The 25,193-nt window shown below is 68.0% G+C and carries 23 protein-coding genes and 3 pseudogenes; 12 read left to right on the forward strand and 14 right to left on the reverse strand.

All coding sequences use genetic code 11. From position 1 onward, the window contains the following. Positions 1-127: 127 nt before the first annotated feature. The 3 genes from PL79_RS00100 to garD form a co-directional block, all read right to left on the reverse strand. A complete protein-coding gene (locus tag PL79_RS00100; RefSeq protein WP_044845737.1) occupies positions 128-583 on the reverse strand; it encodes an RbsD/FucU family protein in 456 nt (151 codons plus the stop codon). A 79-nt stretch (positions 584-662) separates the two neighbouring features. Continuing rightward, complete coding sequence (locus PL79_RS00105) at positions 663-1,055, reverse strand: nuclear transport factor 2 family protein (RefSeq protein WP_044845738.1); 393 nt, start codon at positions 1,053-1,055, stop codon at positions 663-665. A gap of 224 nt (positions 1,056-1,279) precedes the next feature. Continuing rightward, positions 1,280-2,833, reverse strand: coding sequence for a galactarate dehydratase (gene garD / locus PL79_RS00110; RefSeq protein ID WP_044845739.1), 1,554 nt, complete (start codon positions 2,831-2,833; stop codon positions 1,280-1,282). Positions 2,834-3,066: 233 nt separating this feature from the next. Here garD and kdgD point away from each other — a divergent pair, with 233 nt between their 5' ends. Beyond that, entirely contained in the window at positions 3,067-3,981 is a 915-nt protein-coding gene (gene kdgD, locus PL79_RS00115) for a 5-dehydro-4-deoxyglucarate dehydratase (RefSeq protein WP_044845740.1), read from the forward strand. A gap of 119 nt (positions 3,982-4,100) precedes the next feature. Here the strand turns inward: kdgD and PL79_RS00120 are convergent, their stop codons facing one another. Further along, a complete protein-coding gene (locus PL79_RS00120; RefSeq protein WP_044845741.1) occupies positions 4,101-4,655 on the reverse strand; it encodes a hypothetical protein in 555 nt (184 codons plus the stop codon). Between the two features lie 289 nt (positions 4,656-4,944). After that, positions 4,945-6,522, reverse strand: a complete 1,578-nt coding sequence (locus tag PL79_RS00125) for an aldehyde dehydrogenase (NADP(+)) (RefSeq protein WP_044845742.1) — start codon at positions 6,520-6,522, stop codon at positions 4,945-4,947. A 278-nt stretch (positions 6,523-6,800) separates the two neighbouring features. Here PL79_RS00125 and PL79_RS00130 point away from each other — a divergent pair. Then, a pseudogene (locus PL79_RS00130) lies at positions 6,801-7,014 on the forward strand (MFS transporter); the annotation flags it as partial. Positions 7,015-7,146: 132 nt separating this feature from the next. Continuing rightward, positions 7,147-7,995 carry a helix-turn-helix domain-containing protein gene (locus tag PL79_RS00135; RefSeq protein WP_044845743.1) on the forward strand — a complete coding sequence of 283 codons (849 nt, stop codon included), beginning with the start codon at positions 7,147-7,149 and terminating at the stop codon, positions 7,993-7,995. 6 nt (positions 7,996-8,001) lie between these two features. On the opposite strand, the gene PL79_RS00140 is transcribed toward PL79_RS00135, so the two are convergent. After that, positions 8,002-8,628: a LysE family translocator gene (locus PL79_RS00140; RefSeq protein WP_044845744.1), complete on the reverse strand. Its 627-nt coding sequence runs from the start codon at positions 8,626-8,628 to the stop codon at positions 8,002-8,004. A gap of 174 nt (positions 8,629-8,802) precedes the next feature. On the opposite strand from PL79_RS00140, the gene PL79_RS00145 reads away from it, so the two are divergent. Further along, positions 8,803-9,267 carry an Lrp/AsnC family transcriptional regulator gene (locus PL79_RS00145; protein WP_044845745.1) on the forward strand — a complete coding sequence of 155 codons (465 nt, stop codon included), beginning with the start codon at positions 8,803-8,805 and terminating at the stop codon, positions 9,265-9,267. Between the two features lie 206 nt (positions 9,268-9,473). Continuing rightward, positions 9,474-10,502: a hypothetical protein gene (locus PL79_RS00150; protein WP_044845746.1), complete on the forward strand. Its 1,029-nt coding sequence runs from the start codon at positions 9,474-9,476 to the stop codon at positions 10,500-10,502. 166 nt (positions 10,503-10,668) lie between these two features. Here the strand turns inward: PL79_RS00150 and PL79_RS00155 are convergent, their stop codons facing one another. The 6 genes from PL79_RS00155 to PL79_RS00180 are packed head-to-tail and all read right to left on the reverse strand — an operon-like array spanning position 10,669 to position 16,915. Then, entirely contained in the window at positions 10,669-11,880 is a 1,212-nt protein-coding gene (locus PL79_RS00155; protein WP_044845747.1) for an acyl-CoA dehydrogenase family protein, read from the reverse strand. Further along, positions 11,877-12,734, reverse strand: coding sequence for a hypothetical protein (locus PL79_RS00160; RefSeq protein ID WP_044845748.1), 858 nt, complete (start codon positions 12,732-12,734; stop codon positions 11,877-11,879). Before PL79_RS00160 ends, PL79_RS00155 begins: the two co-directional genes overlap by 4 nt. 54 nt (positions 12,735-12,788) lie before the next feature. After that, entirely contained in the window at positions 12,789-13,445 is a 657-nt protein-coding gene (locus PL79_RS00165) for a methionine ABC transporter permease (protein WP_044845749.1), read from the reverse strand. Further along, positions 13,438-14,637, reverse strand: a complete 1,200-nt coding sequence (locus PL79_RS00170; RefSeq protein WP_044845750.1) for a methionine ABC transporter ATP-binding protein — start codon at positions 14,635-14,637, stop codon at positions 13,438-13,440. Before PL79_RS00170 ends, PL79_RS00165 begins: the two co-directional genes overlap by 8 nt. A gap of 18 nt (positions 14,638-14,655) precedes the next feature. Then, complete coding sequence (locus tag PL79_RS00175; protein WP_044845751.1) at positions 14,656-16,074, reverse strand: LLM class flavin-dependent oxidoreductase; 1,419 nt, start codon at positions 16,072-16,074, stop codon at positions 14,656-14,658. 10 nt (positions 16,075-16,084) lie between these two features. Then, positions 16,085-16,915, reverse strand: a complete 831-nt coding sequence (locus tag PL79_RS00180) for a MetQ/NlpA family ABC transporter substrate-binding protein (RefSeq protein WP_044845752.1) — start codon at positions 16,913-16,915, stop codon at positions 16,085-16,087. Positions 16,916-17,350: 435 nt separating this feature from the next. Here PL79_RS00180 and PL79_RS00185 point away from each other — a divergent pair, with 435 nt between their 5' ends. From PL79_RS00185 to PL79_RS00205, 5 genes are all read left to right on the forward strand, one after another. Then, positions 17,351-18,715: a 2-hydroxycarboxylate transporter family protein gene (locus tag PL79_RS00185; protein ID WP_044845753.1), complete on the forward strand. Its 1,365-nt coding sequence runs from the start codon at positions 17,351-17,353 to the stop codon at positions 18,713-18,715. Between the two features lie 160 nt (positions 18,716-18,875). After that, on the forward strand, positions 18,876-20,762 hold the full coding sequence (locus PL79_RS00190) for a sensor histidine kinase (RefSeq protein WP_044845754.1): 1,887 nt from the start codon (positions 18,876-18,878) through the stop codon (positions 20,760-20,762). Beyond that, a complete protein-coding gene (locus PL79_RS00195; protein ID WP_044845755.1) occupies positions 20,752-22,113 on the forward strand; it encodes a sigma-54-dependent transcriptional regulator in 1,362 nt (453 codons plus the stop codon). Before PL79_RS00190 ends, PL79_RS00195 begins: the two co-directional genes overlap by 11 nt. Before the next feature lie 25 nt (positions 22,114-22,138). Continuing rightward, complete coding sequence (locus PL79_RS00200) at positions 22,139-22,468, forward strand: DUF3579 domain-containing protein (RefSeq protein WP_044845856.1); 330 nt, start codon at positions 22,139-22,141, stop codon at positions 22,466-22,468. A gap of 259 nt (positions 22,469-22,727) precedes the next feature. Continuing rightward, positions 22,728-23,579, forward strand: coding sequence for an alpha/beta fold hydrolase (locus tag PL79_RS00205; protein WP_044845756.1), 852 nt, complete (start codon positions 22,728-22,730; stop codon positions 23,577-23,579). Between the two features lie 105 nt (positions 23,580-23,684). On the opposite strand, the pseudogene PL79_RS37090 reads toward PL79_RS00205, so the two are convergent. Continuing rightward, positions 23,685-23,795, reverse strand: a pseudogene (locus PL79_RS37090) (PACE efflux transporter); the annotation flags it as partial. On the opposite strand from PL79_RS37090, the pseudogene PL79_RS00210 reads away from it, so the two are divergent. Continuing rightward, positions 23,794-23,940: pseudogene (locus PL79_RS00210) on the forward strand (LysR family transcriptional regulator); the annotation flags it as partial. The pseudogenes PL79_RS37090 and PL79_RS00210 overlap by 2 nt on opposite strands. A 63-nt stretch (positions 23,941-24,003) precedes the next feature. On the opposite strand, the gene PL79_RS00215 reads toward PL79_RS00210, so the two are convergent. Next, positions 24,004-24,435 carry a hypothetical protein gene (locus PL79_RS00215; protein ID WP_044845758.1) on the reverse strand — a complete coding sequence of 144 codons (432 nt, stop codon included), beginning with the start codon at positions 24,433-24,435 and terminating at the stop codon, positions 24,004-24,006. A 127-nt stretch (positions 24,436-24,562) separates the two neighbouring features. On the opposite strand from PL79_RS00215, the gene PL79_RS00220 reads away from it, so the two are divergent. Then, positions 24,563-25,159 carry a TetR/AcrR family transcriptional regulator gene (locus PL79_RS00220; RefSeq protein ID WP_044845759.1) on the forward strand — a complete coding sequence of 199 codons (597 nt, stop codon included), beginning with the start codon at positions 24,563-24,565 and terminating at the stop codon, positions 25,157-25,159. The last annotated feature ends 34 nt before the right edge of the window (positions 25,160-25,193 follow it).

Genomic DNA, 25,193 nt, shown 5'->3' on the forward strand with positions numbered 1-25,193 from the left:
TAGAGGGTCTTTCCGCGGTGTCCAAGAAAAAGGTTGTAGCAAATCTTTACACCGCGGCGGTCATGCAGGCGCGGCGGCACCGCGAAACACGGTGTTCGGCCCTGGCGGATAAATAACGGAACAGGCCCTAACCGGCGTCGCTCAACAGCACGCCTTTCTTGAAGATGAAACAGCCGTAGCCGCGCGACTCGCCGGTGACGATCACCGCATACGCCTGCTGAGCGCGCTCGTAGAACGCGAAACGGTCGATGCCCGTGAGCGGCACCGCGCGCCCTTCCGCACGATCGATCTCGGCCTGCACTTCGCGCTGCACGGGCGGCACCGCGGCCGGATCGCCGACGACTTCCATCCGCCAAGCGGGTGTGTCGACGAACGTGTCGAGCGGCAGCACCGACAGCACCGCGCGCGCGACGCGCGCCGAGTCGGCGCCGTCGATGCGCAGCGCGCGGCCGACCACCGTGTGCCCGGCGACGGATTCCGCCGGAAAATTCGCATCGCAGATCACCAGTTCATCGCCGTGGCCCATCGCGCGCAGCGCGTGCAGGATGTCGGCGTGCAACAGCGGATCGAGATTCTTCAACATGTGGGAAAGGCTCCGGGATCGGGAACGAATCGCATAACGTTACCCGATCCCGGCCGCCGCCGGGCATGCGTCGCTCGTATCACGACGCCGCGGCCGGCATTTCGTCGATGAAACCCGTGACCGACTTCAGGCGGCCCGACGCATCGACGGTGCCGAAGTCCGAACCTTTCACGACCGCCGCGCCGTCGGGCGACACGAGCGCCCACGAGAAGCGCAGGTGCTGACCGAACCCGTCGACGTCGGTCGTGCGGCGAAAGCGATACGCGGGGAAACGCTCCTGCACCGCAGCGATCATCGTGTCGATGCCAGCATGGCCGTCGCCGGCCATCAGCGGATCGCGATAGGCCGCGTCGCTCGCGTAGGTCGCATCGATCAGCGCGCGCCGGCGTGCGACGTCGGGTTCGTTCCAGGCATCGAAATAGCGGTCGATCACGTCGGCGTGAGCCGACTGGGCGGTTTCGGCGGTGTTCATGGCGAGGCTCCTTGTGTCGATGGGGGGACGATGTCGCAAACGTTTCGTGTTCGCGTGCCGCCATCGTCGCCGGCCTCGCGTGGGCGGTCGATTACGTGCGAGGTAAGGAATTCGTGCCGGCCGCGGAAAATACGCATGCGCCGCACCGCGCACCCGCCGCCGCCATCAAAAACGGGCGCCCGAAGGCGCCCGCATCGCATCGTCTGCCGCCGTCGCGGCGCGCGTCAGGTCACCGGCGCCGGATTGAACAGCGTCAGCGCATTCGCGAGCTTCCATTGCTCGGCCCACGTGCGGCGCTTGCCGCTCGCGACGTCGAGCATCAGCCGGAACAGTTCCCAGCCCACGTCCTCGATCGACGCCGCGCCGGTCGCGATCTGCCCCGCGTCGAGATCCATCAGGTCGTGCCAGCGGCGCGCGAGATCGCTGCGCGTCGCGACCTTGATCACCGGCACCTGCGCGAGGCCGTACGGCGTGCCGCGCCCCGTCGTGAAAACGTGCAGGTTCATCCCCGCCGCGAGCTGCAGCGTGCCGCAGATGAAGTCGCTCGCGGGCGTCGCCGCGTACAGCAGCCCCTTCTGCCGCGCCCGGTCGCCGGGACGCACGACGCCGGCGATCGGCGCGCTGCCCGACTTCACGATCGAGCCCATCGCCTTCTCGACGATGTTCGACAGGCCGCCCTTCTTGTTGCCGGGCGTCGTGTTCGCGCTGCGGTCGACGCGGCCGCGCTGCAGGTAGCGGTCGTACCAGTCCATCTCGCGGATGATCTCGCGGGCGACGTCCTCGTTCGCCGCGCGCGACGTGAGCTGCGCGACGCCGTCGCGCACTTCGGTCACCTCCGAGAACATGATCGTGGCGCCCGCCCGCACGAGCAGGTCGGCCGCGAAGCCGACCGCCGGGTTCGCGGTGAGCCCCGAGAACGCGTCGCTGCCGCCGCACTGCACGCCGACGACGAGATCCGACGCCGGGCAGGTTTCGCGACGGCGGCGGTTCAGCCGTTCGAGATGCGATTCGGCCATCTTCATGATCGAGTCGATCATCGAGTTGAAGCCGACGTGCGCGGCGTCCTGCAGGCACACGACGCCGCCGTTGTCCGGCGCGCCGTCGGCCGCCACCGGAATCGAGCCCGGCGGCAGCAGGCGCTCGGGCTGCAGCTTCTCGCAGCCGAGGCTCACCGTCATCACCTCGCCGCCGAAGTTCGGATTCAGGCTGATGTTGCGCAGCGTGCGGATCGGAATGTCGGCATCGGGCGCATCGATCGCGACGCCGCAGCCGTATGTGTGCTCGAGCCCGACCACGTCGTCGACGTTCGGGTAACGCGGCAGCAGTTCGTCCTTGATCCGCTTCACCGCATGCTCGACGACGCCCGACACGCATTGCACGGTCGTCGTGATCGCGAGGATGTTGCGCGTGCCGACCGAGCCGTCGGCATTGCGAAAGCCCTCGAACGTATAGCCTTCGAGCGGCGCCAGCGGCGGCGCGGCACGCGTGGCGAGCGGCAGGTCGTCGAGCCCCGGCGGCTCGGGCATGCGCATCGTGCGCTCGTTGACCCAGCTGCCGCGGCGCAGCTCGGCGAGCGCGTAGCCGATCACGACGTTGTAGCGGACGATCGGATCGCCGGCCGCGAGGTCGACCAGCGCGACCTTGTGCCCTTGCGGCACGCCTTCGCGCAGCGTCAGGCCGTCGGCGAACGTCGCGCCCTCGGGCAGGCCGCCGTCGTTGACGACGATCGCGACGTTGTCGTCCGGGTGCACGCGGATATAAAGCGGGGAAGCAGTCATCGGAATTCCTGGGAGGCTACCGGTCAAATCGTTAGTCATCATATGACATTCAACACCAAGCCGCGATGCTGCGTAAACCCTTATCCGGAAAGACCCTATCTCTCGCCGGCCGGCAAACCGCTTGCGCCGCGCTTTTCCGCGTTGTACGATGACATACAACGACATCGCCAATATGGCCCGGATGCCGTACCCGACGAACCCATCAGCACTCGCGCTGGACGGACGACCCAACCATGACTTCACCGCAAGAACTCAAACAGATCATTTCCCACGGCCTGCTGTCGTTTCCGCTGACGGATTTCGACGCGGACGGCAGCTTCCGCCCGGCCACCTATGCCGAGCGTCTGGAATGGCTGGCGCCGTATGGCGCGACCGCGCTGTTCGCGGCCGGCGGCACCGGTGAATTCTTCTCGCTCACGCAGCGCGAGTATTCGGACGTGATCCGCGTCGCGACGGAAACCTGCAAGGGCAAGGTGCCGATCCTGGCCGGCGCCGGCGGCGCGACGCGCGTCGCGATCGAATACGCGCAGGAAGCCGAGCGCCTCGGCGCGAGCGGCGTGCTGCTGATGCCGCACTACCTGACCGAAGCCAGCCAGGAAGGCATCGCCGAGCACGTCGAGCAGGTGTGCCGCGCGCTGAAGATCGGCGTCGTGGTGTACAACCGCGCGAATTCGAAGCTGAATGCCGACATGCTCGAGCGCCTCGCCGATCGTTGCCCGAACCTGATCGGCTTCAAGGACGGCGTCGGCGAAATCGAGAGCATGGTCACGATCCGCCGCCGCCTCGGCGACCGCTTCGCGTACCTCGGCGGCCTGCCGACGGCCGAAGTCTACGCGGCCGCGTACAAGGCGCTCGGCGTGCCGGTGTACTCGTCGGCCGTGTTCAACTTCATCCCGAAGACGGCGATGGCATTCTACGAAGCGATCGCGAAGGACGACCACGCAACGGTCGGCCGTCTGCTCGACGAGTTCTTCCTGCCGTACCTGAAGATCCGCAACCGTCGCGCGGGCTACGCGGTCAGCATCGTGAAGGCGGGCGCGAAGCTCGTCGGCCACGACGCCGGCCCGGTGCGCGCGCCGCTCGTCGACCTCACCGACGCCGAAATGGCCGAACTCGACGTGCTGATCAAGAAGATGGGCCCGCAGTAAGCGGCGGGCTGACCAACGGCACGCGATCCAGTGCGTGCCGGCCCGCGCGGGACCGGCGGTTCCGCCCGGCGCTCCCCCTTTCGACGGCCGCCCCGTGCTTCGCGGGCCGGCCGTTTTCATTACATCTGTGCGATGGTTCCGACGATCCGGTAGCGCAGGCTGCCGAGCCTGAGACGGGTCGCGGCGATATCGGTGCCGGCCGCCGACCGCCGGAAGCGCGTGTTCGGATCGTCGGCAAGAATCTGATCCAGCACGTCGGGATCCACGACCGCATCGAAAAATCGGCCGAGCGTGAGCGTCGCATACTGTTTCGCGGTCGCGAGCTGGCTGTTGGCCTGCATCAGCGCCTCGGTGCGCAGGCCCGGATCGCGCTCGTCGATGCTGCGGCGATGCTTCAGCGCAAATACCAGCGCCTCCATGTCCAGCCGGAACCGCTTGACGGCCTGGCCGAACCCGAGCGAATGCGGATCGGCGCCGGTGACGGGCCGCCCCTGATTGATCGTCACGTCGAATTCACTGCCGCCCAGGTCGCGCTGCAATTCGAACAGCGCATTGGCCAGTACGCGCCCTTCGCTGGTCTCGCCGATCTGGGTACGCACCGATTTCGCGACGTCGCCGATCGCTTTCCACAATCCGGCCGCGAACAGGTGGTCGCCACGCTTGCTGATATTCATCGGAGGGCTCCTTGTTGGTTTTTGTCGGTCTCTCAGGCTCGCCTGCGGACCGGCGGGTCCGAGGCCTCGCTAATGTAGGAGAAATTCCGGCGGCGTGGAAGCCGCCATCCATCTCGTCAAGGCGGCGCATCATGAGAAGCATCATTCGATGCCCCCCGCTCTCTAATCGAGCAAAACCGGCCCTCCATCAAAAAGGCGGCGGGGTACCCGTGGGCACCGTGCGCCGCCTTGTTTCAACCTTGCCGGAACGCGCCCCTCCCGGGACGCGGCCTTCAGTCGTCCTGCGCCATCACTCCGCCTTCCCGTCCCGCAGCCGCGGAATGTCGAGCGGATTGCGTTCCTGCAGCCCTTCGGGCAGCAGGTCGTCCGGGAAGTCCTGATAGCACACGGGCCGCAGGAAACGGTCGATCGCGGTCGCGCCGACCGACGTGACGGCCGGGTTCGACGTCGCCGGGAACGGCCCGCCGTGCACCATCGCATCGCACACCTCGACGCCGGTCGGGTAGCCGTTGACGAGCAGGCGCCCGGCCTTGCGTTCGAGGATCGGCAGCAGGCGGCGCGCGAGCGGCTTGTCGTCGGCGTCCAGTTGCAGCGTGGCCGTCAGCTGGCCCTCGAGTGCGTCGAGCACGCGCGCGACTTCGTCGAGATCGCGGCAGCGCACGATCAGCGACGCCGGCCCGAACACCTCGTGGCCGAACGCCGGTTCGGCCAGGAACGCCTGCGCGGCGACTTCGTACAGCGCGCCGCCTGCCTGGCATTCGGTCTGCGCCGCCTCGCCCGCGCCGATTTCGCGCACGCCCGGCAGTTCGGCCAGCTTGCCGCGGCCGTTGCGATAAGCGTCGGCGATGCCGCGCGTCAGCATCACGCCGGCCGGCTTCTTCGCGAGCGCCTGTGCGGCGACGGACTCGAAGCGATCGAGATCGGGGCCGTCGACCGCCAGCACGAGACCCGGGTTCGTGCAGAACTGGCCGGTGCCGAGCGTCAGCGAATCGACGAAGCCGGTCGCGATCGCGTCGCCGCGCGCGGCCAGCGCGGCCGGAAACAGCACGACCGGGTTGATGCTGCTCATTTCCGCATAGACGGGAATCGGTTGCGGGCGCGCGTTCGCGAGCTGCACGAGCGCCATGCCGCCCTGCCGCGACCCGGTGAAGCCGACGGCCTGGATCGCCGGATGGCTGACGAGCGCCGCGCCAATCACGCGGCCGGGGCCGATCAGCAGCGAGAACACGCCGGCCGGCATCCCGCATTTCGCGACCGCCGCGCGGATCGCGCGGCCGACCAGCTCGGACGTGCCGAGGTGCGCCTCATGGGCCTTCACGATCACCGGGCAGCCGGCCGCGAGTGCCGACGCGGTATCGCCGCCGGCCACCGAGAACGCGAGCGGGAAGTTGCTCGCGCCGAACACGGCGACGGGCCCGAGCCCGACCTTCTGCAGCCGCAGGTCCGAGCGCGGCAGCGGCGTGCGCGCGGGCTGCGCGGGGTCGATCGACGCGGCGAGGAAGCGCCCGTCGCGCACGACGCGCGCGAACAGCCGGAGCTGGCCGACGGTGCGGCCGCGCTCGCCCTGCAGCCGCGCGACGGGCAGGCCCGTTTCGGCGTGCGCGCGTTCGATCAGCGCGTCGCCGAGCGCGACGATTTCGTCGGCGATCGCCTCGAGAAACGCCGCGCGGGCCGCGAGCGGCTGCGTGCGATACGCGTCGAAGGCGTCGCGCGCGAGTTCGCACGCGCGCTCGACATCGGCCTGCGTCGCGACGCCGAAGGCCGGCGCATCGATCGGCGCGCCCTTCGTCGGGTCGAACGCGCGCAGGGTACCGGCCGAGCCGGCCACCGCGTCGGCGCCGATCAGCATCTCTCCAGTCAGTTGCATGGGTGTGCTCCGTGGTTCGGGAATGGTTCGCTCATTGTAGCCCAACAGATATGATGTCTGCTGACGACATGGCGATATTCCTGTCGCTCCACAGTTACTCGACCGCAGGCCGCAAACCCTTATCCATGCGGCACAAGCAGGAAATTCTTGCCTCTCCCTCGGCCGTCCGAAGGGAAAACCCGAGGTGTCCGCGCGCCCTCGTTGCAGGTAATTTTTGGCCCATGTCATACGACGACATATATTAGGCACGCAATCGGCGCACCTCTAGAGATCTTCCGATCAAACTCGCCGGCAGCGCGCGTGCCGCACCGCCGTGCGCTACTGGATCCGGGCGCCGCTGTCCGTCGTCACGACGCTCAACGATGCGGACCGCGCGACGCCGTCGGTCACCGGCATGCCGATCCGCAAGGCGTTCGGCATGATCCGGTGACGACGGGCCGGATCTTCCCGGCGCTCAGCCGGGCGTACGTGCTCGCGCAACTGCCGAGCGGCCGGTTCCCCGATTCGTCGATCGAGTTGCCCATCGGGCGCAGGCAGCGGGCAGCATCGGCGCTGCACACCGATCCGGAATGCTTACCTCGCAGGTAATGCCCGGCACGCGCGGGATTGCCTATCATCTTCGTCATGAACTCGACCGCCACCCTCCAATCGCTGCCCCCGTCCGCCGGCCGCGCGTCCGGTATCGGCTCGCTGCTGCGCACCTGGCGTCAACGCCGCCGCCTGAGCCAGATGGCGCTCGCGCTGGAGGCCGAGGTGTCCGCGCGGCACCTGAGCTTCGTCGAATCGGGGCGTGCGCGGCCGAGCCGGGAGATGGTGCTGCATCTCGCCGAGCGCCTCGACGTGCCGCTGCGCGAGCGCAATGCGCTGCTCGTCGCGGCCGGCTATGCGCCGCTGTTTCGCGAGCGGCCGTTCTCCGATCCGCAGCTCGATGCGGCGCGCCAGGCGGTCGAAGCCGTGCTGCGCGGCCACGAGCCCTACCCGGCGCTCGCCGTGGATCGCCACTGGACGCTGCTCGCCGCGAACCGGATGCTCGGCGCGCTGGTCGCGCAGGCCGATCCGGCGCTCCTGCGGCCGCCCGTCAACGTGCTGCGGCTGAGCCTGCATCCTGACGGCCTCGCGCCGCAGATCGTCAACTGGCACGAGTGGCGCGCGCATATCCTGCACCGGCTGCAACGGCAGATCGACGCGAGCGGCGACCGCACGCTGCATGCGCTGCGCGACGAACTCGCGAACTATCCGGCACCGGCCGGCCAGCCCGCCGACACGCAGGCACGCGCCGACTACGCGGACATCGCGGTGCCGCTGCGGCTGCGCACGGCAGCCGGCGAACTGACGTTCTTCAGCACGACGACGGTGTTCGGCACGCCGGTCGACGTCACGCTGTCGGAGCTCGCGATCGAGGCGTTTTTCCCGGCGAATCCGGAGACGGCGGACGCGATGCGCGCGCTGGCGGACGCGTTGCCGGCGCAGTGAGCATCGTCAACGACGCTCGAACGCCAGCTTCACGCCCAATCCGAGCAGGACCGCGCCGCTCGCCCGGTGCATGCGGGTCAGGATGCGCGGATTGCGCCGGATCGACGTCGACAGCAGGCCGGCGAACAGCGCGACCGGCCCCTTGACGAGAAACGTCAGGCCGGCAAACGTCGTGCCGAGCACGAACAGCGACAGCATCGGATGCGCGGCGCCCGCGGGGACGAACTGCGGCAGGAACGCGAGATAGAACAGCGCGACCTTCGGATTCGACACGTTGGACAGCGCGCCTTGCGCGAACGTGCGCAACCCGGACGCCGGCGCGTCGCGACCGCTCGCGAGCGTCAGCTCGCCCGACGACCGCAGCAGCGTGATGCCGAGGTACAGCAGATACAGCGCGCCGATCATCTTCAATGCAGTGAACAGCCATTCGGATGCCTGAAGAAGCGCACCCAGCCCGAGCGTCGCGAGCATCGTATGCACGAGCAGCCCGACGCTGACGCCCGCCGCGGTCACGAGGCCCGCCCGCGTGCCGCCGGATAACGTGCGCGACATCACGAGCACCATGTCCTGGCCCGGCGTCAGAATGATCAGAAGGGAAGTGGCCATGAACGGCAACCAGGCTACGTGCGGCATCGGAACTCTCCTGAAAGCGGCGCCAGGCGGGACGGGCGGGAATCGCGCGCGTCCGATGAGCCGGGCAGTCATCGGATTATCGGCAACTTGCCGTGGAGAATGGCTGCGAAGTCGGCTACTTTCGAGGCACGATTTGGCGTTATTCTCCAATATCGACTTCATCGGTAGTCAAAAATGCCAATCAAGCTGGATGCCATCGATCGGCGCATTCTGCGTGCGCTGCAACGGAACTCGAACCAGACGAACGCCGAACTCGCGCAGCAGGCCGGCCTCTCGCCCACGCCCTGCCTGCGCCGCGTTCACCTGCTGGAGGAACAGGGCGTGATCGACGCGTACGTCGCCCTGCTGAACCCGGCGGCCGTCGAGCTGCGGTTCACGGCCTTCGTGCGCGTCACGCTGGAACGCCAGGACAAGACGACCGTCGAGCGCTTCGCGCGCGAGATGGAGCAGGCGCCGGAAGTGCTCGAATGCCATCTGATGGCCGGCAGCTACGACTATCTGCTGCGCGTCATCGCGAAGGATCTCGACGACTATCAGCGCTTTCAGATGGAGACGCTCACGCAGATCGAAGGCGTACGCAACGTCGAAACCGAGATTCCGCTGAAGCGCATCAAGCAGACGGTGCGTCTGCCGATCTAGGCAGGCGAAAAGACAACGGTGTGCGCACCGCTGTCTTCGGATCAGGCGCCAGAACACTACAATGACGTCCGTTCGTACAAGATCCTGAAATGTCGTCCGCCACCCGGGCCACGCCGGCGGCGGCACCCTTCACTTGACGATGCCGGCACGCCCCGGTCTACCGCGGCCATTCCAACAATGATTCCGCTCGGTCGTTCGCCCGTCTCATGATTCCCGCTCCGATTTTCTCCGGCACCTTCTTCATCGTTCTCGGCATTTCGTTTCTGGCGGCCGTCTCTGTCGTGCTCTGGATCGTTGCGCTGGTGCTGTTTCCGCCTGTACGACGATCGTTTCGAGCATATCGGCGACGCTCCACCGCCATCTTCGCCGCCCTGTGCGTGACGAGCAGCTTCGTCGTCGCGATGGTGGCGATCGGGCTGCAGGCCGAGGCGAACATCAGAAAGGAAGAGGCCGCGAAGCATCCCGCGCTCGTGAAGAGCGAGCGTCTGCTGGGCATCGACATGCCGCCCGGCACGCGGCTGTCGCTCTCGACTGCCGGCGACATGAACTCGATCGAGAAAGCCGAGTTTCCGCATGCGGTCGATGTCTACGGCATTGCGGCCGTCGCGCTGACGGTCGGGACGGAATTCGACGATGAAGCGCCGCGCAACGACCGGGACCTCGCCACCCTCACCGCACTGACGCTCACCATCACCGGGCCCCGGACGATCGATGGTTGGACCTGCGGTTCGAAAGCGCCGCTGAAGATCGTGCTGCGCAACGATGCGCGGACCAGGACGCTCTGGTCATGCCACCTGGCCGACGGCAATCGCGTGGCCGGCGGTGTCGTACCCGCCGGGTCGCGCGTCATGAGAAGCACCACCACCTATGGGGACGGCATGCGCGACAACGACTATTGGGAGATCAGGGTCGCGGAAGGCGACGTGTTCGAATTGTCATCGATACCGCTGCGTCACCCCGAACTGCGACTCGATCGGGAACGCAACGTTCTCGCGTTCGACTACGCGACGCTGGCGCGTGCGGCGAGCGTCGGTAACATCGCCTACCCGGCCGGCACCGAAGTCGCGTTCGGCGTGCGCGGGCTGCGCGAAGACTACCCCGGTGCGTGGCGCTTCAGGACACGCGGGCGCCAGCACGCGGTCGACAAAAACACGGGACCGATCGCCGATGGTGCGTCGGTCGTACAGGCGCCTTCGGGGAAGGTTTACGCGATCTTCCCGGGTCGTACCGACTGAATGCGCTGCGCCATGACCGGCCGGCGGCCGAGTGCGAGCGCAGCGGAATGGTGATTGCACGGTTCGCGCAGAAATGCCGAAGTCCCGCAAGGACGCGGGCGCGGGCGTCGGCTATCGCCGGCAAGCCACACCGAGCGGCATGGCGACGCCGGACGGTTTGCCGACGCTACGTATAAAGCGACGCCTGCGGCAATTCGCCCGTCAGCGCGAACCGGCCGACGTCGCGCAGCCGATAGTCGAGCGGATCGTGCAGCGTATGCGTGCGCGCGTTGCGCCAGAAGCGGTCGAGGCCGTGCGACGCGGCCGTCGCGCGTGCGCCGCACGCGTCGAACAGCGCCTCGCCGTTCTCGAGCGCCGCGCGCTGCGCGACGATCTTCGCGTCCGACACCGCGAGTGCTACCTCGGCCCGTTCGTCGGCCGTCAGCGCGTCATGCCGCGACCATGCGCGCTGCAACGCGACGGCCGCGCGGTCGGCGAGCGCCGCCGCCGCGACCGCCTGCACGCGCATGTCGCCGAAGCGCTGCAGCGTATAGGGATCGTCGCTCGCCTGCGCGACACCCGCGTTGATCCACGGCCGGCCGTGCTCCAGCACGTAGTCGCGCGCCTCGGCCAGCGCGCCTTCCGCGAGCCCGACGAACAGGTTCGTCAGCACGAGCTGCGACACCAGCGTGCGCAGCGTCGCGCGCGGCGTCGGCGGCGTCTCGGAGCGGTGCAGCACCTCGTCCGGCGCGAGCGTCACGCCGTCGAAGCGCACGCTGCCGCTATCGGTCTGGCGCTGGCCGATCGGATCCCAGTCCTCGTTGACCGTGATCCCGTCACGATCGGTCGGCACCACGCCGAACACGGCGCGGCCCGTTTCCGGATCGTGCGCGGACACGGTCATCCGCTGCGAGCCGCGCGTGCCCGAACAGAAGCCCTTCACGCCGTCGAGCCGGTAGCCGCCGTCCGGCGTCGCGGTCGCCACGAGCCGCGTGTCGAGCGGGTTGACCGCATTGCCCCACCACCAGCGATGCTCGACCGTGCCGCGCAGATAGCGTTCGCGCTGCGCCGCGCTGCCCCACACGTCGACGCTCACCACCTGCAGGATCTGGAACCCGACCAGATGCGCGAGCGCGCTGTCGACGCGCGCGATCCGCCGGATCGTGTCGTAGATCGCCGGCCACTCGGCTTCCTGTCCGCCGAATTCGCGCGGCACCGCGAGCGTCAGCAGGCCCGCGTCGGCGAGCCGCTGCTTTTCGTCGGCCGCGTGACCGCCCGCGCGGTCGCGCTCGGCAGCCGTCGCACGCAGCGCGTCGATCGCACGCGCCAGCGCATCGGCGTCGAGCGCGCGTGCGTCGGTTTCCGGCGCCAGCGTCGCCGGGCCGCGGGGATCGTTCATGCGACGGCTTCCTGTGCAACGGTTTCGTGCGCAACGATTTCGCCCGACAACGGCACCAGCGCGCCGAGCCGGCGGCCGGTCAGCCGCGACAGGATCTCGCGCCGCCAGTCGTCGTAGATCGCGCGGTATTCGGCGATATCCGCACCGAACACGTGCGCGGTGTGCGCGTATTCGTCATGCAGATAACCGTCGAGCCGCGCCTGGGTTTCCTCGTCGGCCGCGATCACGCGGTCGACCAGCGCGTCGCGCTCGGCGGGCGGCAGCGCGTTCAACGTGTCGAACCACCACTGGACGATCTGCACGCGATGCCACTCCTCGTCCGGACGGATCCGGTTCTCGCCGTGCTCGCGCATCGCGCCGTCGGCGATGCGGCCGGTCTTGCGCTGGATCCACAGCTTCGCGAGGATGTGCAGCTCGTAATGCCATTCGAACGCGAGAAAGCCCGCGACGTCGCGCACCGCGATGTCGCCGATGCGTTCCCAGTGCGCGGCGACGAGCCGCTCGACCTCCGGCAGCGGATCGCGGCCCGTCAGTTCGGTCACGCGCTCGCGCCCGATCACCGCGTGCGCGCCGTCGTCGCCGAGCTGGCGCGACAGGATCAGCTGGAAATGCGGGTTATCGCGAAACAGCGTGTCGATCGCCTTCGCGACGACCTGCACGATGAACAGGTCGTGCGACGCCATCTTCGTGTAGTAGTCGGCGACGGCGGCGAGCTCGTCCGCGCCGTGCGGCTCGCGCGGCGGCGTCGCCAGTTTGTCAGGGAAGCCGGGGCGATGGCGTCGTGCGACGTCCAGAAACAGGGCTTCCTCGAATTGTCCGTTCCATTCGCGCGGCGCGCCGATGGGCAAGGTCATGGGTATCGTTCTCTCAGGGTCTTCAATGAAAAGAGCCGGCGCTCGTGGCGCCGCTCAGGTACGCCGGGTCACGCGTCGGACCAGGCGGTCGCCCGTGATTTGCACGGCCGAAACGAGTGCGATCAGGATCACGATCACGGTCACCATGACCGTGGTGTCGAAACGCTGATAGCCATAGCGGATCGCGAGATCGCCGAGCCCACCCGCGCCGACTGCGCCCGCCATCGCGGTCGAGCCGATCAGCGCGACGACGGTGATCGTGAAACCGCCGAGCATGCCGGGCAACGCCTCCGGCAACAGCACGTGCCACACGATGTGGCGGCGTTTCGCGCCCATCGCGAGCGCGGCCTCGATCAGCCCGCGATCGACTTCGCGCAGGCTCACTTCCGCAATCCGCGCAAAGAATGGAATCGCTGCGATCGACAGCGGCACGACGGCCGCCCACACGCCGATCGTCGTGCCGATCAGCACGCGCGTGAACGGCAGCAGCGCGACGAGCAGGATGATGAACGGTGTCGAGCGGAACACGTTGACGAGCGCGCCGAGCACCGCGTTCAGGCCACGGCGCGCGTAAATGCCGCCGGGCGCGGTCGTCACCAGGATCACCGCGAGCGGGATGCCGATCAGCGCGGCGATCGCGGCCGACGCGGCGACCATCGACAGCGTGTCGCGGATCGCGTCGAGCAGTTCGGGCCACCAGAGTTCAAACATAGCCGAGCACCTCCGCATGATTCGCGTGGCGGCGCGCGCGTTCGAGCAACGCGGCGACCGCGCCGCCGCGTGCCGGCGGGTGGCCGGCGTCGTCCGCGCGCGGCGACGCCGCGATCACGAGGCGCCCTTGCGCATGCCCCTGAATGCGCTCGATCCCGCCGTGCAGGAAGCGCACCGAGCCGCCGAGCGCCGCCGCGAGCGCGCCGACGTCCGGCTCGCCGCCGCTTTCGCCCGTATAACGGACGTCCAGCACGACTTGCGCGCCGTCGGGCAGCGCGGCCAGCTCGGGCAACGGCTGCACGCGCGCGGCGAGTTCGGCCGGCAGGTCGTGCACGAGCGTGCTGAGCAGGGCGCGCGTCGCGCCGTGGCGCGGATCGCCGAACACGCGCCACACCGGGCCCGTTTCGACGACCTCGCCCTGCTCGATCACCGCGACCGTGTCGCACACCGCGCGGATCACTTCCATCTCGTGCGTGATCAGCACGATCGTCAGTCCGAGGCGGCGGTTGATATCGGCGAGCAGCATGAGGATCGATTGCGTCGTCTCGGGGTCGAGCGCCGACGTCGCCTCGTCGCACAGCAGCACCTCCGGGTCGTGCACCAGCGCCCGCGCGATGCCGACGCGCTGCTTCTGGCCGCCCGACAGGCTCGCCGGATACGCGTCGCGTTTCGCGGCCAGCCCGACGAGATCGAGCAGCGCCTCGGCCTTGCGCGTGCGCTCGGCCTTCGGCACGCCGGCGATCTTCAGCGGCAGCGCGACGTTCTCGAACACCGTCTTCGCCGACAGCAGGTTGAAATGCTGGAACACCATGCCGGTGCGACGCCGCAGCGCGACGAGCCCGTCCTCGTCGAGCGCGCCGACGTCGACCCCCTGCACGCGCACGCTGCCCGAACTCGGACGTTCGAGGCCGTTCACGAGCCGCAGCAGCGTCGACTTGCCGGCACCGCTGCGGCCGATGATGCCGAACACCTCGCCGCGCCGCACGTCGAGCGTCACGTCGCGCAGCGCGGCGGCCTGGCCGCGCGGCGTCGCGAACACCTTGCCGACGTGTGCGAACGACACGGCGGCGGCGCCGTCGGCCCGCGCGGCCGCTGCGTTACGCGAATCATGCGCGTCATGCACGTCCGCACCCGCACCGGCCCGCACCGCCGATGCCTCGATGAAACCCAGCGTATCGAACAATTGCGTCATCGCTTCGCTCCGTCACGTTCACGCATGCGCGGGATGCCTGGGTTCGGGCGCCGGCACGGCGGCCGGCCGGTGCTGTGCGCCCGTGTGCCACGCGGGCAGCCGCGCGCCGGCGCCGAACAGCTTCTCGCGCAGCGTCGGCGCGGGATCGTAGTCTTCCTTGTAGATGCCGCGGTTCTGCAGCTCGGGCACGACCCAGTCGACGAAATCCTCGAACGATTCGGGCATCACGGTGCGCGTCAGGTTGAAACCGTCGATGCCCGTCTCGTCGATCCACGACTGCAGTTCGTCCGCGACCTGCGACGGCGAGCCGACGATCGGCGCATAGCGGCCGCCGAGCGACATCTGTTCGAGCATCCGGCGCACGGTCCACGTGCCGGTCGTGCTCTTGCGCGAGATCGCGTCGACGGCCGACTGGATCGAGTCGGTCTTCACGTACGAGATCGGCTCGTCGAGGCCGTACTTCGCGAAGTCGATGCCGGTCGAGCTAGCGAAATGCGCGAGGCCGGCTTCCGGGCTCGCATAGCGCCGGTATTCGTCGAACTTCTCGCGCGCGAGCCGCTCGGTTTCGGCGGTCACGACGCTCACGCCCGCGAAAATCTTGATCGATGCGGGATCGCGGCCCTGCCGCGCGGCGGCTGCGCGAATATCCAGCGCCGCCGCGCGCGCCGCGGCCTTGCTCTGCCCGTTCACGAACACGCACTCCGCATGCCGCCCCGCGAACTCGACGCCGCGCGCGGACGAGCCGGCCTGGTACAGCACCGGCGTGCGCTGCAGCGACGGCTCGCTCAGGTGGATCGCGTCGACCGAATAGAACGGCCCGTCGTGCTTCACGCGCCGCACCTTGCCAGGCTGCGCGAACACGCGCGCCTGCGCGTCGCGGATCACCGCGTCGTCGTCCCAGCTCTGTTCCCACAGCTTGTAGACGACGTCCATGTAGTCGTCCGCGCGTTCGTAGCGGTCGTCGTGGCCGATCTGCTGTGCGAGGCCCATCCCGCGCGCGGCGCTGTCGAGATAGCCGGTCACGATGTTCCAGCCGATGCGCCCCTTCGTCAGGTGATCGAGCGTCGACATGCGGCGCGCGAACAGGTAAGGCGGCTCGTAGGTCAGGTTCGCGGTCACGCCGAAGCCGAGATGTTGCGTGACCTGCGCCATCGCGGGCACGAGCAGCAGCGGATCGTTGACGGGCACCTGCACCGATTCGCGCAGCGCGGCGTCCGGGCCGCCGCCGAACACGTCGTACACGCCGACGATATCCGCGAGAAAGATCCCGTCGAACTTGCCGCGTTCGAGCGTCCTCGCGAGATCGGCCCAGTAGTCCAGATCGGTGTAGTGCGCGGAGCGGTCGCGCGGATGCGTCCACAACCCGTGGTTGATGTGCCCGACGCAGTTCATGTTGAACGCGTTGAGCAGGATCTTCTTGCGGTTCGCCGTCGTCATGTCGCCTCCGTCACCACGCGATCGCGTACAGCGAGCCGAACGCGTTGTCGAGCGCACGGCGCACCGCCGGCGAATGCTGGTAGATCGCGATGAACTTGCGGATGCGCGCGTCGTTCACGCTCTCGGGCCGCACGACCCACTGGATCGCGAAGTTCTTGTTCTCGGTGCCGTCGAACAGCAGCGCGCTGTTCGGGTCGGTCGTGCCGGCGAGCTTGATGAAGCTCGGATAGCCCTGCGCGAGGTCGACGTCGTCGAGCGAGCGCGCGAGCTGCGACGCTTCGAGCGGGATGATCTTCAGGTGCTTCGGGTTGGACACGATGTCGTGCGTCGTCGCGCGGTAGTCGGCGCCCGGCTTCAGCGTGATGAGGCCCGCGCGCTGCAGCAGCAACAGTCCGCGCCCGCCGTTCACCGGATCGTTCGCGATCGCGACACGCGCGCCGTCCTTCAGCTCGTCGAAGCGCTTCACCTTCTTCGAGTAGAGGCCGATCTTCATGATCGTGCCCGGCGCGATCGAGACGAAGTCATAGCCGCCCTGCTTCTTCGCGTTCTCGAGAAACGGAATGTGCTGGAAGTAGTTGACGTCGATGTCCTTGTTCGCGAGCGCCGCGTTTGGCGTATTCCAGTCGGTGAACTCGACGATCTTCACGTCGAGGCCTTGCTCCTTCGCCTCCTTCGCGGCAATCTTCAGCGCGTCGATCTGCGGGCTCGTCGAGATGCCGACCTTCAGCGGCGCGGTGTCGGCACGGGCGCCGTTCAGCATCAGGACACCGAGCAGCGCGGCTGCCAGCAGGCGGGCCACGCGGCCGGGGGAAAAGCGGGCGGAAAAAACGGCATGCAGCATGGGAACCACTCTCCTGTCCAAAGACGGTATCGACGGATGAGCGGCGCCGCGGCGAACGCGCGGGCGTTCTCCGGACAGTCGGTCGTCACATCGGAAAAAGATCAGCCGATGATAGAGAGCGGCAGGAAGGCGGTCTACGAAGCGATTGTGCGAAGAAAATCGCGTGCGGCGATATGGCGCCAGGGCGCGCGTCCGATGCGCGTGCGGCCGCCCCGCCGGCCATCGGGCCGAAATCTCGGCCTGCCCGCCGGGCGAATTCCGAAATCTCGGCCAGCCGGGTGTTGCCACCCTTTCCGCAGACGAAACAAAATCCTTATAAATCAATGCCCTAAAAATATTCCGGCAGGCCGGAATGCTTGGCACGGGGGTTGCATTAATAGACGCCACACGATGCCGCATAGCAATGCGGGCATTCCAAACATCAGGAGACACGTCTTGCAGACCTCAATCCCCACCCAATCCCGTCCGGAGGCACTTGCCGAAGCCGGTCCCGCCACGCGCACACGCTTCTGGCCGGAAGGCTGGTGGAAGCTGATGGAAATCCGCATCGGCATCATCCCGCTGCCGGTCTACGTGATCCTGTTCGGGCTGATCGTCGGCTTCGCGGTGACGGGCAAGGTGCCCGGCGAGATCTCGATGGCGATCGCCGTGCTCGCGTTCTTCGGCTTCACCTGCGCGGAACTCGGCAAGCGCCTGCCGCTCTTGCGCAACATCGGCGCGGCCGCGATCTTCGCGACCTTCGTGCCGTCGGCGCTCACCTACTACCACGTGCTGCCGAAGCCGGTGCTGAACCTCACCGTCGAGTTCACGAAGTCGACCAACTTCCTGTACCTGTTCATCGCGTCGATCATCGTCGGCAGCATCCTGAGCATGGACCGGCGCGTGCTGATCCAGGGCTTCGTGAAGATCTTCATTCCGCTCGCCGCCGGTTCGGTCGCGGCCGCGATCGTCGGCACGGCGGTCGGCACCGCGCTCGGCCTCGGCGCGCGCCACACGCTGCTGTACATCGTCGTGCCGATCATGGCGGGCGGCGTCGGCGAAGGTGCGATTCCGCTGTCGATCGGCTATTCGGAACTGATGCACCTGCCGCAGGGCGAGATGTTCGCGATGGTGCTGCCGCCGGTGATGCTCGGCAGCCTGACCGCGATCATCCTGTCGGGCGCGCTCGACATGCTCGGCAAGCGCCTGCCGCACCTGACCGGCAACGGTCGCCTGCAGGTCGGCGAAAGCGGCGACATGACGCCGGAAAGCGAGGAGATCCGCGGCCACGTCGACGTCACGCACATCGCGGGCGCCGGCATCACGGCGATCACGCTGTACCTCGTCGGCCTGATGGCGCACAAGCTGTTCGGCCTGCCCGCGCCGGTCGCGATGCTGTTCCTCGCGGTGCTGGTGAAGCTCGCGCGCGCGGTGTCGCCGCCGCTGCAGGAAGGCGCGTTCGTCGTCTACAAGTTCTTCTCGACCGCTGTCACGTACCCGCTGCTGTTCGCGATCGGCGTCGCGATGACGCCGTGGGACAAGCTGACCGCCGCCTTCACGATCGTCAACGTCGTCACGATCGTGTCGACCGTCGCGACGCTGATGGGCACCGGTTTCGTGGTCGGCCGCCTGCTGAAGATGTACCCTATCGACACCGCAATCGTGAACGCCTGCCACAGCGGGCAAGGCGGCACCGGCGACGTCGCGATCCTGACCGCCGCGAACCGGATGCAGCTGATGCCGTTCGCGCAGATCGCCACGCGCATCGGCGGCGCGATCGTCGTCACCGTGACGCTGGTCCTGGTCGCGCACTTCGGATGACGCGCCGCTGCGCGCACCGTCGCGCAGGCTGCTTCGCACGCGCCGCCGCCGGCTTTGCCGGCGCGCGGCGCGCGTCGTTGTGGCGGGGCGTTTGGGACGGCCGGAGTTGCGGACGGCCGGTCTCGGACGGCCGGTCTCGGACGGCCGGTTGCGGGCATCGATGAGGGCGAACGTGCAGAAGAGCTTCAAGGGAATCCCGTGGTGGGGCTGGGCGTCGGCCGCCGTGCTGTATGTCGGCGTGGCGGGCGCGGCGGTCGATTTCGCGTGGGAACGCGCGATCGACGCGCTCGAGGAAACCGGCGCGCACCGGCTCGACCTGTACGCGTCGAGCCTCAAGAGCGAACTCGGCCGCTTCGAGATCCTGCCCGGCCTGGTCGCCCGGCAAGACGGCGTGCGCGCGCTGCTGCGGGCCGCGCCGCAAGACCGGCCCGCGCTCGCGCACACGGTGGACACGTATCTCGAAGCCGTGAACCGCGATGCGGGCAGCGGCGCCGTCGACGTGATCGACCTGCAGGGCGAAGTGATCGCCGCCAGCAACTGGAACGAGACGATCAGCTTCGTCGGCACCAACGTGTCGTACCGGCCGTACTTCAAGGATGCCCTGGCGCACGGCAGCGGCCGCTTCTTCGGGATCGGCACCAACACCGGCGTGCCGGGCGTCTATTTCGCGAGCGCGGTGCGCGACGGTGGCGTGCCGATCGGCGCGGCGGCCGTGAAGATCAGCGTCGACCCGCTCGAATCCGCGTGGCGCGCGCCGGGCGTCGCCGCGATGGTGGTCGACGGCAACGGCGTGGTCGTGATCTCGACCGAGCCGGCGTGGAAGTTCACCGCGCTGCGCCCGATCACCGCGCAGCAGCAGCGCGACATCCAGGCGTCGCGGCAATACGCGGGCCGCACGGTCGACATGCTGCCCTACCGCCACCTCGGCGACCGCAGCGCCGCCGCATGGTTCGGCACGTTCCCCGATCCGCGTCACGCCGGCCGCAGCACGCGCTATCTCGTGATGTCGCGGCCCGCGCCGCAGGCCGGTGATTCGCTGATGGTGCTGCTCGACATCGCCGGCGCGCGGCGCCAGCAGCAGACCGCGTTCGCGTTCGTCACCGGCGCGTTCCTGATCGCCGCGCTGCTGGCCGGCTACGCGATCCAGCGGCGCCGGGCGATCGTCGCGCGGCTGAACGCCCAGGATGCGCTGCGCCGCGCGAACGACCGGCTCGAGCTGACCGTCGCGCAACGCACGGCCGCGCTGACGGCGGCGAACGAGCGGATGCAGCGCGAGATCGTCGAGCGCGAGCGCACCGAGCAGCGGCTGCGCGATTCACAACAGGAAGTCGTGCACGCGGGCAAGCTCGCGGTGCTCGGGCAGATGGCCGCGGGCCTCACGCACGAGCTGAACCAGCCGCTCGTCGCGATCCGCACGCTGTGCGACAACGCGCGTACGTTCTTCGAGCGCGGCCAGCCGGCGCCGGCGTATGCGAATCTCGAACGGATCGGCAAGCTCGTCGACAGCATGGCCGTGCTCACCGGCGAGCTGAAGACCTTCGCGCGCAAACCCGACGTCGAGCGCGTCGCGGTGTCGCTGAACGAGGCCGTCGCGCATGCGCGCCTGATCTACGATGCGCGGATCCGCGACGAAGGCGTGCAGCTCGACGTGAACATCGCGCCCGGCACGACGGTGTCCGCGGAATCGAGCCAGTTGCAGCAGGTGATCGTGAACCTGCTCGGCAACGCGCTCGACGCGGTGCACGACGCGCCGGTGCGGCGCATTGTGATCGAAGCCGCCGGGCCGGACGACGCCGGCCGCGTGCGTTTCTCGGTGGCCGACAGCGGCGCGGGCATCGCGCCCGACGTGCTGCCGCACCTGTTCGAGCCGTTCGTCACGACCAAGCCGCGCGGCCAGGGCCTCGGGCTCGGCCTCGCGATCACGTCGCGCATCGTCGAGGCGTTCGGCGCGAAGATCGCCGCGACGAACCGCGACGAAGGCGGCGCGCAGTTCAGTATCGAATTCGCGGCGGCAACGCCGCAACAGAGGATAGAGCATGGAAGATGAGATTCGCGTGCTGGTCGTCGAGGACGATGAAAACGTCCGGATCGGCGTCGAGCAGGCCGTCGCGCTCGCCGGGTTCCCGGTCGACGCATTCGCGTCGGCCGCCGACGCGCTCACGCACGTCGCGCCCGGCGCCCCCGTCGTGATCGTGTCGGACGTGCGGATGCCGGGCATCGACGGGCTGCAGCTGCTCGAACGCGTGATGGCCGTCGATGCGCAGATTCCGGTCGTGCTGATCAGCGGCCATGCGGACATTTCGACGGCCGTCGGCGCGATGCAGGACGGCGCGTACGACTTCATCGAGAAGCCGTTCTCGTCGGACGTGATCGCGGGGCGCGTCGCGCGCGCGGTCGAGAAGCGCCGCCTGACGCTCGAGGTGCAGGGGCTGCGCGCGGCACTGAACAACTGGCAGGGCATCGAGGCGTTCGTGCTCGGCAAGTCGCCCGCGATGGCCGACGTGCGCAAGAAGATCCTGCGGCTCGCCGATACGTCGGTGTCGGTGCTGATCACCGGCGAGACGGGCACCGGCAAGGAACTGATCGCACGCAGCCTGCACGACTTCGGCGGACGGCGCGACGCGCATTTCGTTGCGCTGAATTGCGGCGGCCTGCCCGAGCAGGTGTTCGAGAGCGAGCTGTTCGGCCATGAGGCCGGCGCATTCACCGGCGCGATCAAGAAGCGCATCGGCAAGATCGAATGGGCGCACGGCGGCACGCTGTTCCTCGACGAGATCGAGACGATGCCGATTCCGCTGCAGATCAAGATGTTGCGCGTGCTGCAGGAGCGCGTGGTCGAGCGGCTCGGCGCGAACGAGCTGATTCCGGTCGACTGCCGCGTGGTGGCCGCATCGAAGGCCGATCTCGCCGAACTCGCGGCCGACGGACGCTTCCGCGCAGACTTGCTGTATCGGCTCAACGTCGCGCAGATCGAGCTGCCGCCGCTGCGCGAGCGGCGCGAGGACGTGCCGCTGCTGTTCGAGCATTTCGTGCTCGCGGCCGCACGGCGCTTCGGGCAACCGGCGCCGGTCGTCACGGCTGCGCAGGTGTCCGAACTGATGACGCATGCATGGCCCGGCAACGTGCGCGAATTGCAGAACGTGGCCGATCGCTTCGTGCTCGGGTTGACCGGCGACAGCCTGTTGTCGTCCGGCGGCGCGCCGGCGGCCGGCGGCACGCTTGCCGAGCAGATGGCGTATTTCGAGCGGATGCTGATCGAAGACATGCTGCGGCGTCACAACGGCAACGTGGCGGACGCGAGCGTCGCGCTCGGCATGCCGAAGAAGACGCTTTATCACAAGCTGCGCAACCTGCGGATTCCCGCGCGCGGCGACGCGGCGGCCGACGGTGGCGAATGACGCGAACGAGGATACGCAGAACAGCATGGATCGCATCGACATCACCGAACGCGGCCGCATCGACGGCCACCTGATCCGCGGCGTCACGCGCGCGCAGAAAACCTTCCGACCGAGCGACTGGCCCGAGCGCCTCGCGGGTGTCATCACGCTGTTCGTCGGCGAGCGGCGGCCCGGCTATCCCTGCGCACTGTCGCGGCTCGCGATGCCGGTCGTCGATGGGGGCGCCAAATGCCTGTTCGTGTCGGACGAATTGCGCGACGTATGCGCCGACGCGTTCGACTTCGCGATGCAGTTCGCCGCCGACAACGACCTTCCCGTCGAGCTTCAGACCGCGCCCGCGCTGGCGGTGCGGTGATGCGCGGGTCGCGTTCGGCGGCCCTTTCTCCCGTTTCCCCCCGCTCAGATGCGCGCCTGCGCAGGCGTTCACACGTGCTTTCAGCCGCCAAATAAATCATCAGATGATTGAAGACTTCGGCACTTCCCCACGCTGCGACAAGGGTTTTCAGCCGAGCCATCAATAAAATTGATCGTCACGATGAAAATTATGCGTTTTCCTTGCAGCTTGCCGTGAGGCATAGTTGCGATGTGATGACGCACCCATTGAGTTTTCAGTCATGAACATGCGAATCGAGCCTTCGGTGCTCGCGAACCCCGACCTGCAATTTGCGACGCTTTCGTCAGGCATCAGCCTGCCGTATGTCGAGCGGGGCAGCGGCGCACCGATGGTCTTCGTGCACGGATCGTTGTGCGACTACCGTTACTGGGATCCGCAACTCGCGTCGTTGTCGGCCCATTACCGCTGCATCGCGCCGAGCCTGAGCCATTACTGGCCGGCCGTCGAGGCGGGCATCCAGGACGAGTTCAGCTGGCAGAACCACGTCGACGAGCTCGCCGAATTCATCGACGCGCTCGATCTCGGCCCCGTGCATCTCGTCGGCCACTCGCGTGGCGGCAGCGTCGCGTTCAACGTCGCGCGCCAGCATCCGCAGCTCGTCGACACGCTGACGCTCGCCGATCCGGGCGGCCCGCTACAACAGCCGGGCGTGCGCGAAGCCGCGCTGCCGGCCGCCGCGATCGCCCTGCGCACGCAGGCCGTGAACCTGATCGGGCAAGGCGAAGTGGAAGCCGGCCTCGAAATGTTCGTCGACTCGGTGAGCCTGCCCGGCGCATGGAAGAAGAGCACGTCGCGCTTTCGCACGATGGCGATCGACAATGCGAGCACGCTGCCGAAGCAGCTGCAGGATCCGCTGCCCGCGTATTCGCAGCACACGGCATCGGATATCGCATGCCGCACGCTGCTGATCGACGGCCAGCGCAGCCCGAAGATGTTCCGCAACAACGTCGACACGCTGTCGCAGTGGATCGGCGATGCTCAACGGCAGACCGTCGCCGGTGCGTCGCACGGGATGAACGCCGCGAGCCCCGCGGTGTTCAACCGTTACGTGCACGAGTTCGTCGCCGCGTAACGCTCGCGGGCGGCATTCGGTCCGCCCGTCACTTCCCGTCACTTCCCGCCCCTTTCCTGAACGAAGCGATACGGGCTGCCCCGCATCGCTTCGCCCGCCTCCGCGTCAAACGATCGGTTCGGGCTTGCGCGTCACCGCATCCGACAACCCGAACACGCTGTCGAACGACCAGTTGTACGCGAACGTGAAGATCGGGAAGAACACGATCAGCACGGACGGCGAACTCGCGCCGCTCGTGTTCGCGAACATCCGGAACGGGCTGCCGCCGCCCGTGTATCTGCGGCGGCCGAAACATACGGGGCTCGGCAAGGCAGCCAGCGAACTGATGCGGGCACTGCGGGCTGAAGGCAGTCACGGCTGATCGGTGCGGCGAATCATCGCCGCACCGTCGGTCAACGCTGGATGGTTTGACCGTTAGTTGCGGTTAATGCGAACCAGCCGCCGCACCCTGGATCGAATCGACGAGCGCAGCGTTGTCGTACCGTCGCCCGGCAATGCCCCATCCGCCGTCGACCGCATGCACGACATTCACCCAGATCTGCGCCGGCGTCAGCCGCCCGCCTGCGCGATGCAGCACGATCGCGGTCGCCCGTTCGACGAATTGCCGCTGCTTGTCGGGCGCCGCGAGCGCCACGGCCGGCAGCTTCAGCTCGACGAATGCCGCGGGCTCCGCGCGACCATGCACGAAGGTCCGGTGACGCGGCAGCACATTGAGCGAGCCGATCACGTTCGGCGCCAAGAACGCATTCCCGGTCAGCCCTTCGACCTCCAGCAGCGCATCGGTCAGTTCGGCAAATACCGGCCCTTCGTCTTCCTGCGAGAAAACCCCTTCAGATACTGTCAGCGTAATCGGCATCGCACGTTCTCCAGGTCAGGTCATCGGAATCGTGACGTGATATAAATATCAGTCACTCTCTATACATTAGACACTGATCGCTCTCTATGCAAGCGATAAAGAGCGATCGCTCTGAAGCGAGCCTGTCATGCGTTATTCCGTCGAGCACAAGCACGAAACCCGCGCGCGCATTCTCGAGGCGGCGAGCCGCCTGTTCCGCCAGGAGGGCTATGGCGGCTCCGGCATCGGTCCGCTGACGAAGGCGGCGGGCGTCACCAACGGCGCGTTCTACGGGCATTTCAAATCGAAAGGCGAAGCGTTCCGCAGCGTGGTCCTCGCCGGTCTCGACCAACTCCGGCAAGGCGTCGCGATCTTCAAGGCCGAGCATGGCGCGCGCTGGCGGCGTCCGTTCGTGTCGTTCTATCTCGGGCCGCGGCGCACCTGCGCGCTCGGCGAAAGCTGTGCGCTGCCGAGCCTGTCGCCCGAAGTGATGCGCGCCGACGACGACACGCGCGACGCCTATGAACAGGCGTTGCGGCAGATCGTCGACGAAGTGTCGTCCGGGCTCGGCGACGCCCCCGACGACGATCGCGCGATCGCGTTCCTCGCGCTGCTGACGGGCGGCGTCACGCTCGCGCGTGCAGTGCGCGATCCCGAACTGGCGCAGCGCATCGCCGATGCGGTCGGCCGCTACGCGGTGGTGATCGCCGAACGCACGGACGTGAAGCCCGAACAGCAGGCATAACGCACGGCCAATAAAAAACCCCGATCCGCGTTGC

The sequence above is a fragment of the Burkholderia sp. USMB20 genome (assembly GCF_000949135.2).
Lineage (GTDB): Bacteria > Pseudomonadota > Gammaproteobacteria > Burkholderiales > Burkholderiaceae > Burkholderia.

Bases quoted from the DNA above. Each gene is read 5' to 3' on its own strand.
- PL79_RS00180 (WP_044845752.1), bottom strand. From the start codon at position 16,915: ATGCTGCATGCCGTTTTTTCCGCCCGCTTTTCCCCCGGCCGCGTGGCC.
- PL79_RS00145 (WP_044845745.1), top strand. From the start codon at position 8,803: ATGCCAATCAAGCTGGATGCCATCGATCGGCGCATTCTGCGTGCGCTG.
- PL79_RS00120 (WP_044845741.1), bottom strand. From the start codon at position 4,655: ATGAATATCAGCAAGCGTGGCGACCACCTGTTCGCGGCCGGATTGTGG.
- PL79_RS00105 (WP_044845738.1), bottom strand. From the start codon at position 1,055: ATGAACACCGCCGAAACCGCCCAGTCGGCTCACGCCGACGTGATCGAC.
- garD (WP_044845739.1), bottom strand. From the start codon at position 2,833: ATGACTGCTTCCCCGCTTTATATCCGCGTGCACCCGGACGACAACGTC.
- kdgD (WP_044845740.1), top strand. From the start codon at position 3,067: ATGACTTCACCGCAAGAACTCAAACAGATCATTTCCCACGGCCTGCTG.
- PL79_RS00165 (WP_044845749.1), bottom strand. From the start codon at position 13,445: ATGTTTGAACTCTGGTGGCCCGAACTGCTCGACGCGATCCGCGACACG.
- PL79_RS00170 (WP_044845750.1), bottom strand. From the start codon at position 14,637: ATGACGCAATTGTTCGATACGCTGGGTTTCATCGAGGCATCGGCGGTG.
- PL79_RS00125 (WP_044845742.1), bottom strand. From the start codon at position 6,522: ATGCAACTGACTGGAGAGATGCTGATCGGCGCCGACGCGGTGGCCGGC.
- PL79_RS00135 (WP_044845743.1), top strand. From the start codon at position 7,147: ATGAACTCGACCGCCACCCTCCAATCGCTGCCCCCGTCCGCCGGCCGC.
- PL79_RS00155 (WP_044845747.1), bottom strand. From the start codon at position 11,880: ATGAACGATCCCCGCGGCCCGGCGACGCTGGCGCCGGAAACCGACGCA.
- PL79_RS00175 (WP_044845751.1), bottom strand. From the start codon at position 16,074: ATGACGACGGCGAACCGCAAGAAGATCCTGCTCAACGCGTTCAACATG.
- PL79_RS00205 (WP_044845756.1), top strand. From the start codon at position 22,728: ATGAACATGCGAATCGAGCCTTCGGTGCTCGCGAACCCCGACCTGCAA.
- PL79_RS00190 (WP_044845754.1), top strand. From the start codon at position 18,876: ATGAGGGCGAACGTGCAGAAGAGCTTCAAGGGAATCCCGTGGTGGGGC.
- PL79_RS00220 (WP_044845759.1), top strand. From the start codon at position 24,563: ATGCGTTATTCCGTCGAGCACAAGCACGAAACCCGCGCGCGCATTCTC.
- PL79_RS00215 (WP_044845758.1), bottom strand. From the start codon at position 24,435: ATGCCGATTACGCTGACAGTATCTGAAGGGGTTTTCTCGCAGGAAGAC.
- PL79_RS00195 (WP_044845755.1), top strand. From the start codon at position 20,752: ATGGAAGATGAGATTCGCGTGCTGGTCGTCGAGGACGATGAAAACGTC.
- PL79_RS00200 (WP_044845856.1), top strand. From the start codon at position 22,139: ATGGATCGCATCGACATCACCGAACGCGGCCGCATCGACGGCCACCTG.
- PL79_RS00100 (WP_044845737.1), bottom strand. From the start codon at position 583: ATGTTGAAGAATCTCGATCCGCTGTTGCACGCCGACATCCTGCACGCG.
- PL79_RS00160 (WP_044845748.1), bottom strand. From the start codon at position 12,734: ATGACCTTGCCCATCGGCGCGCCGCGCGAATGGAACGGACAATTCGAG.
- PL79_RS00140 (WP_044845744.1), bottom strand. From the start codon at position 8,628: ATGCCGCACGTAGCCTGGTTGCCGTTCATGGCCACTTCCCTTCTGATC.
- PL79_RS00150 (WP_044845746.1), top strand. From the start codon at position 9,474: ATGATTCCCGCTCCGATTTTCTCCGGCACCTTCTTCATCGTTCTCGGC.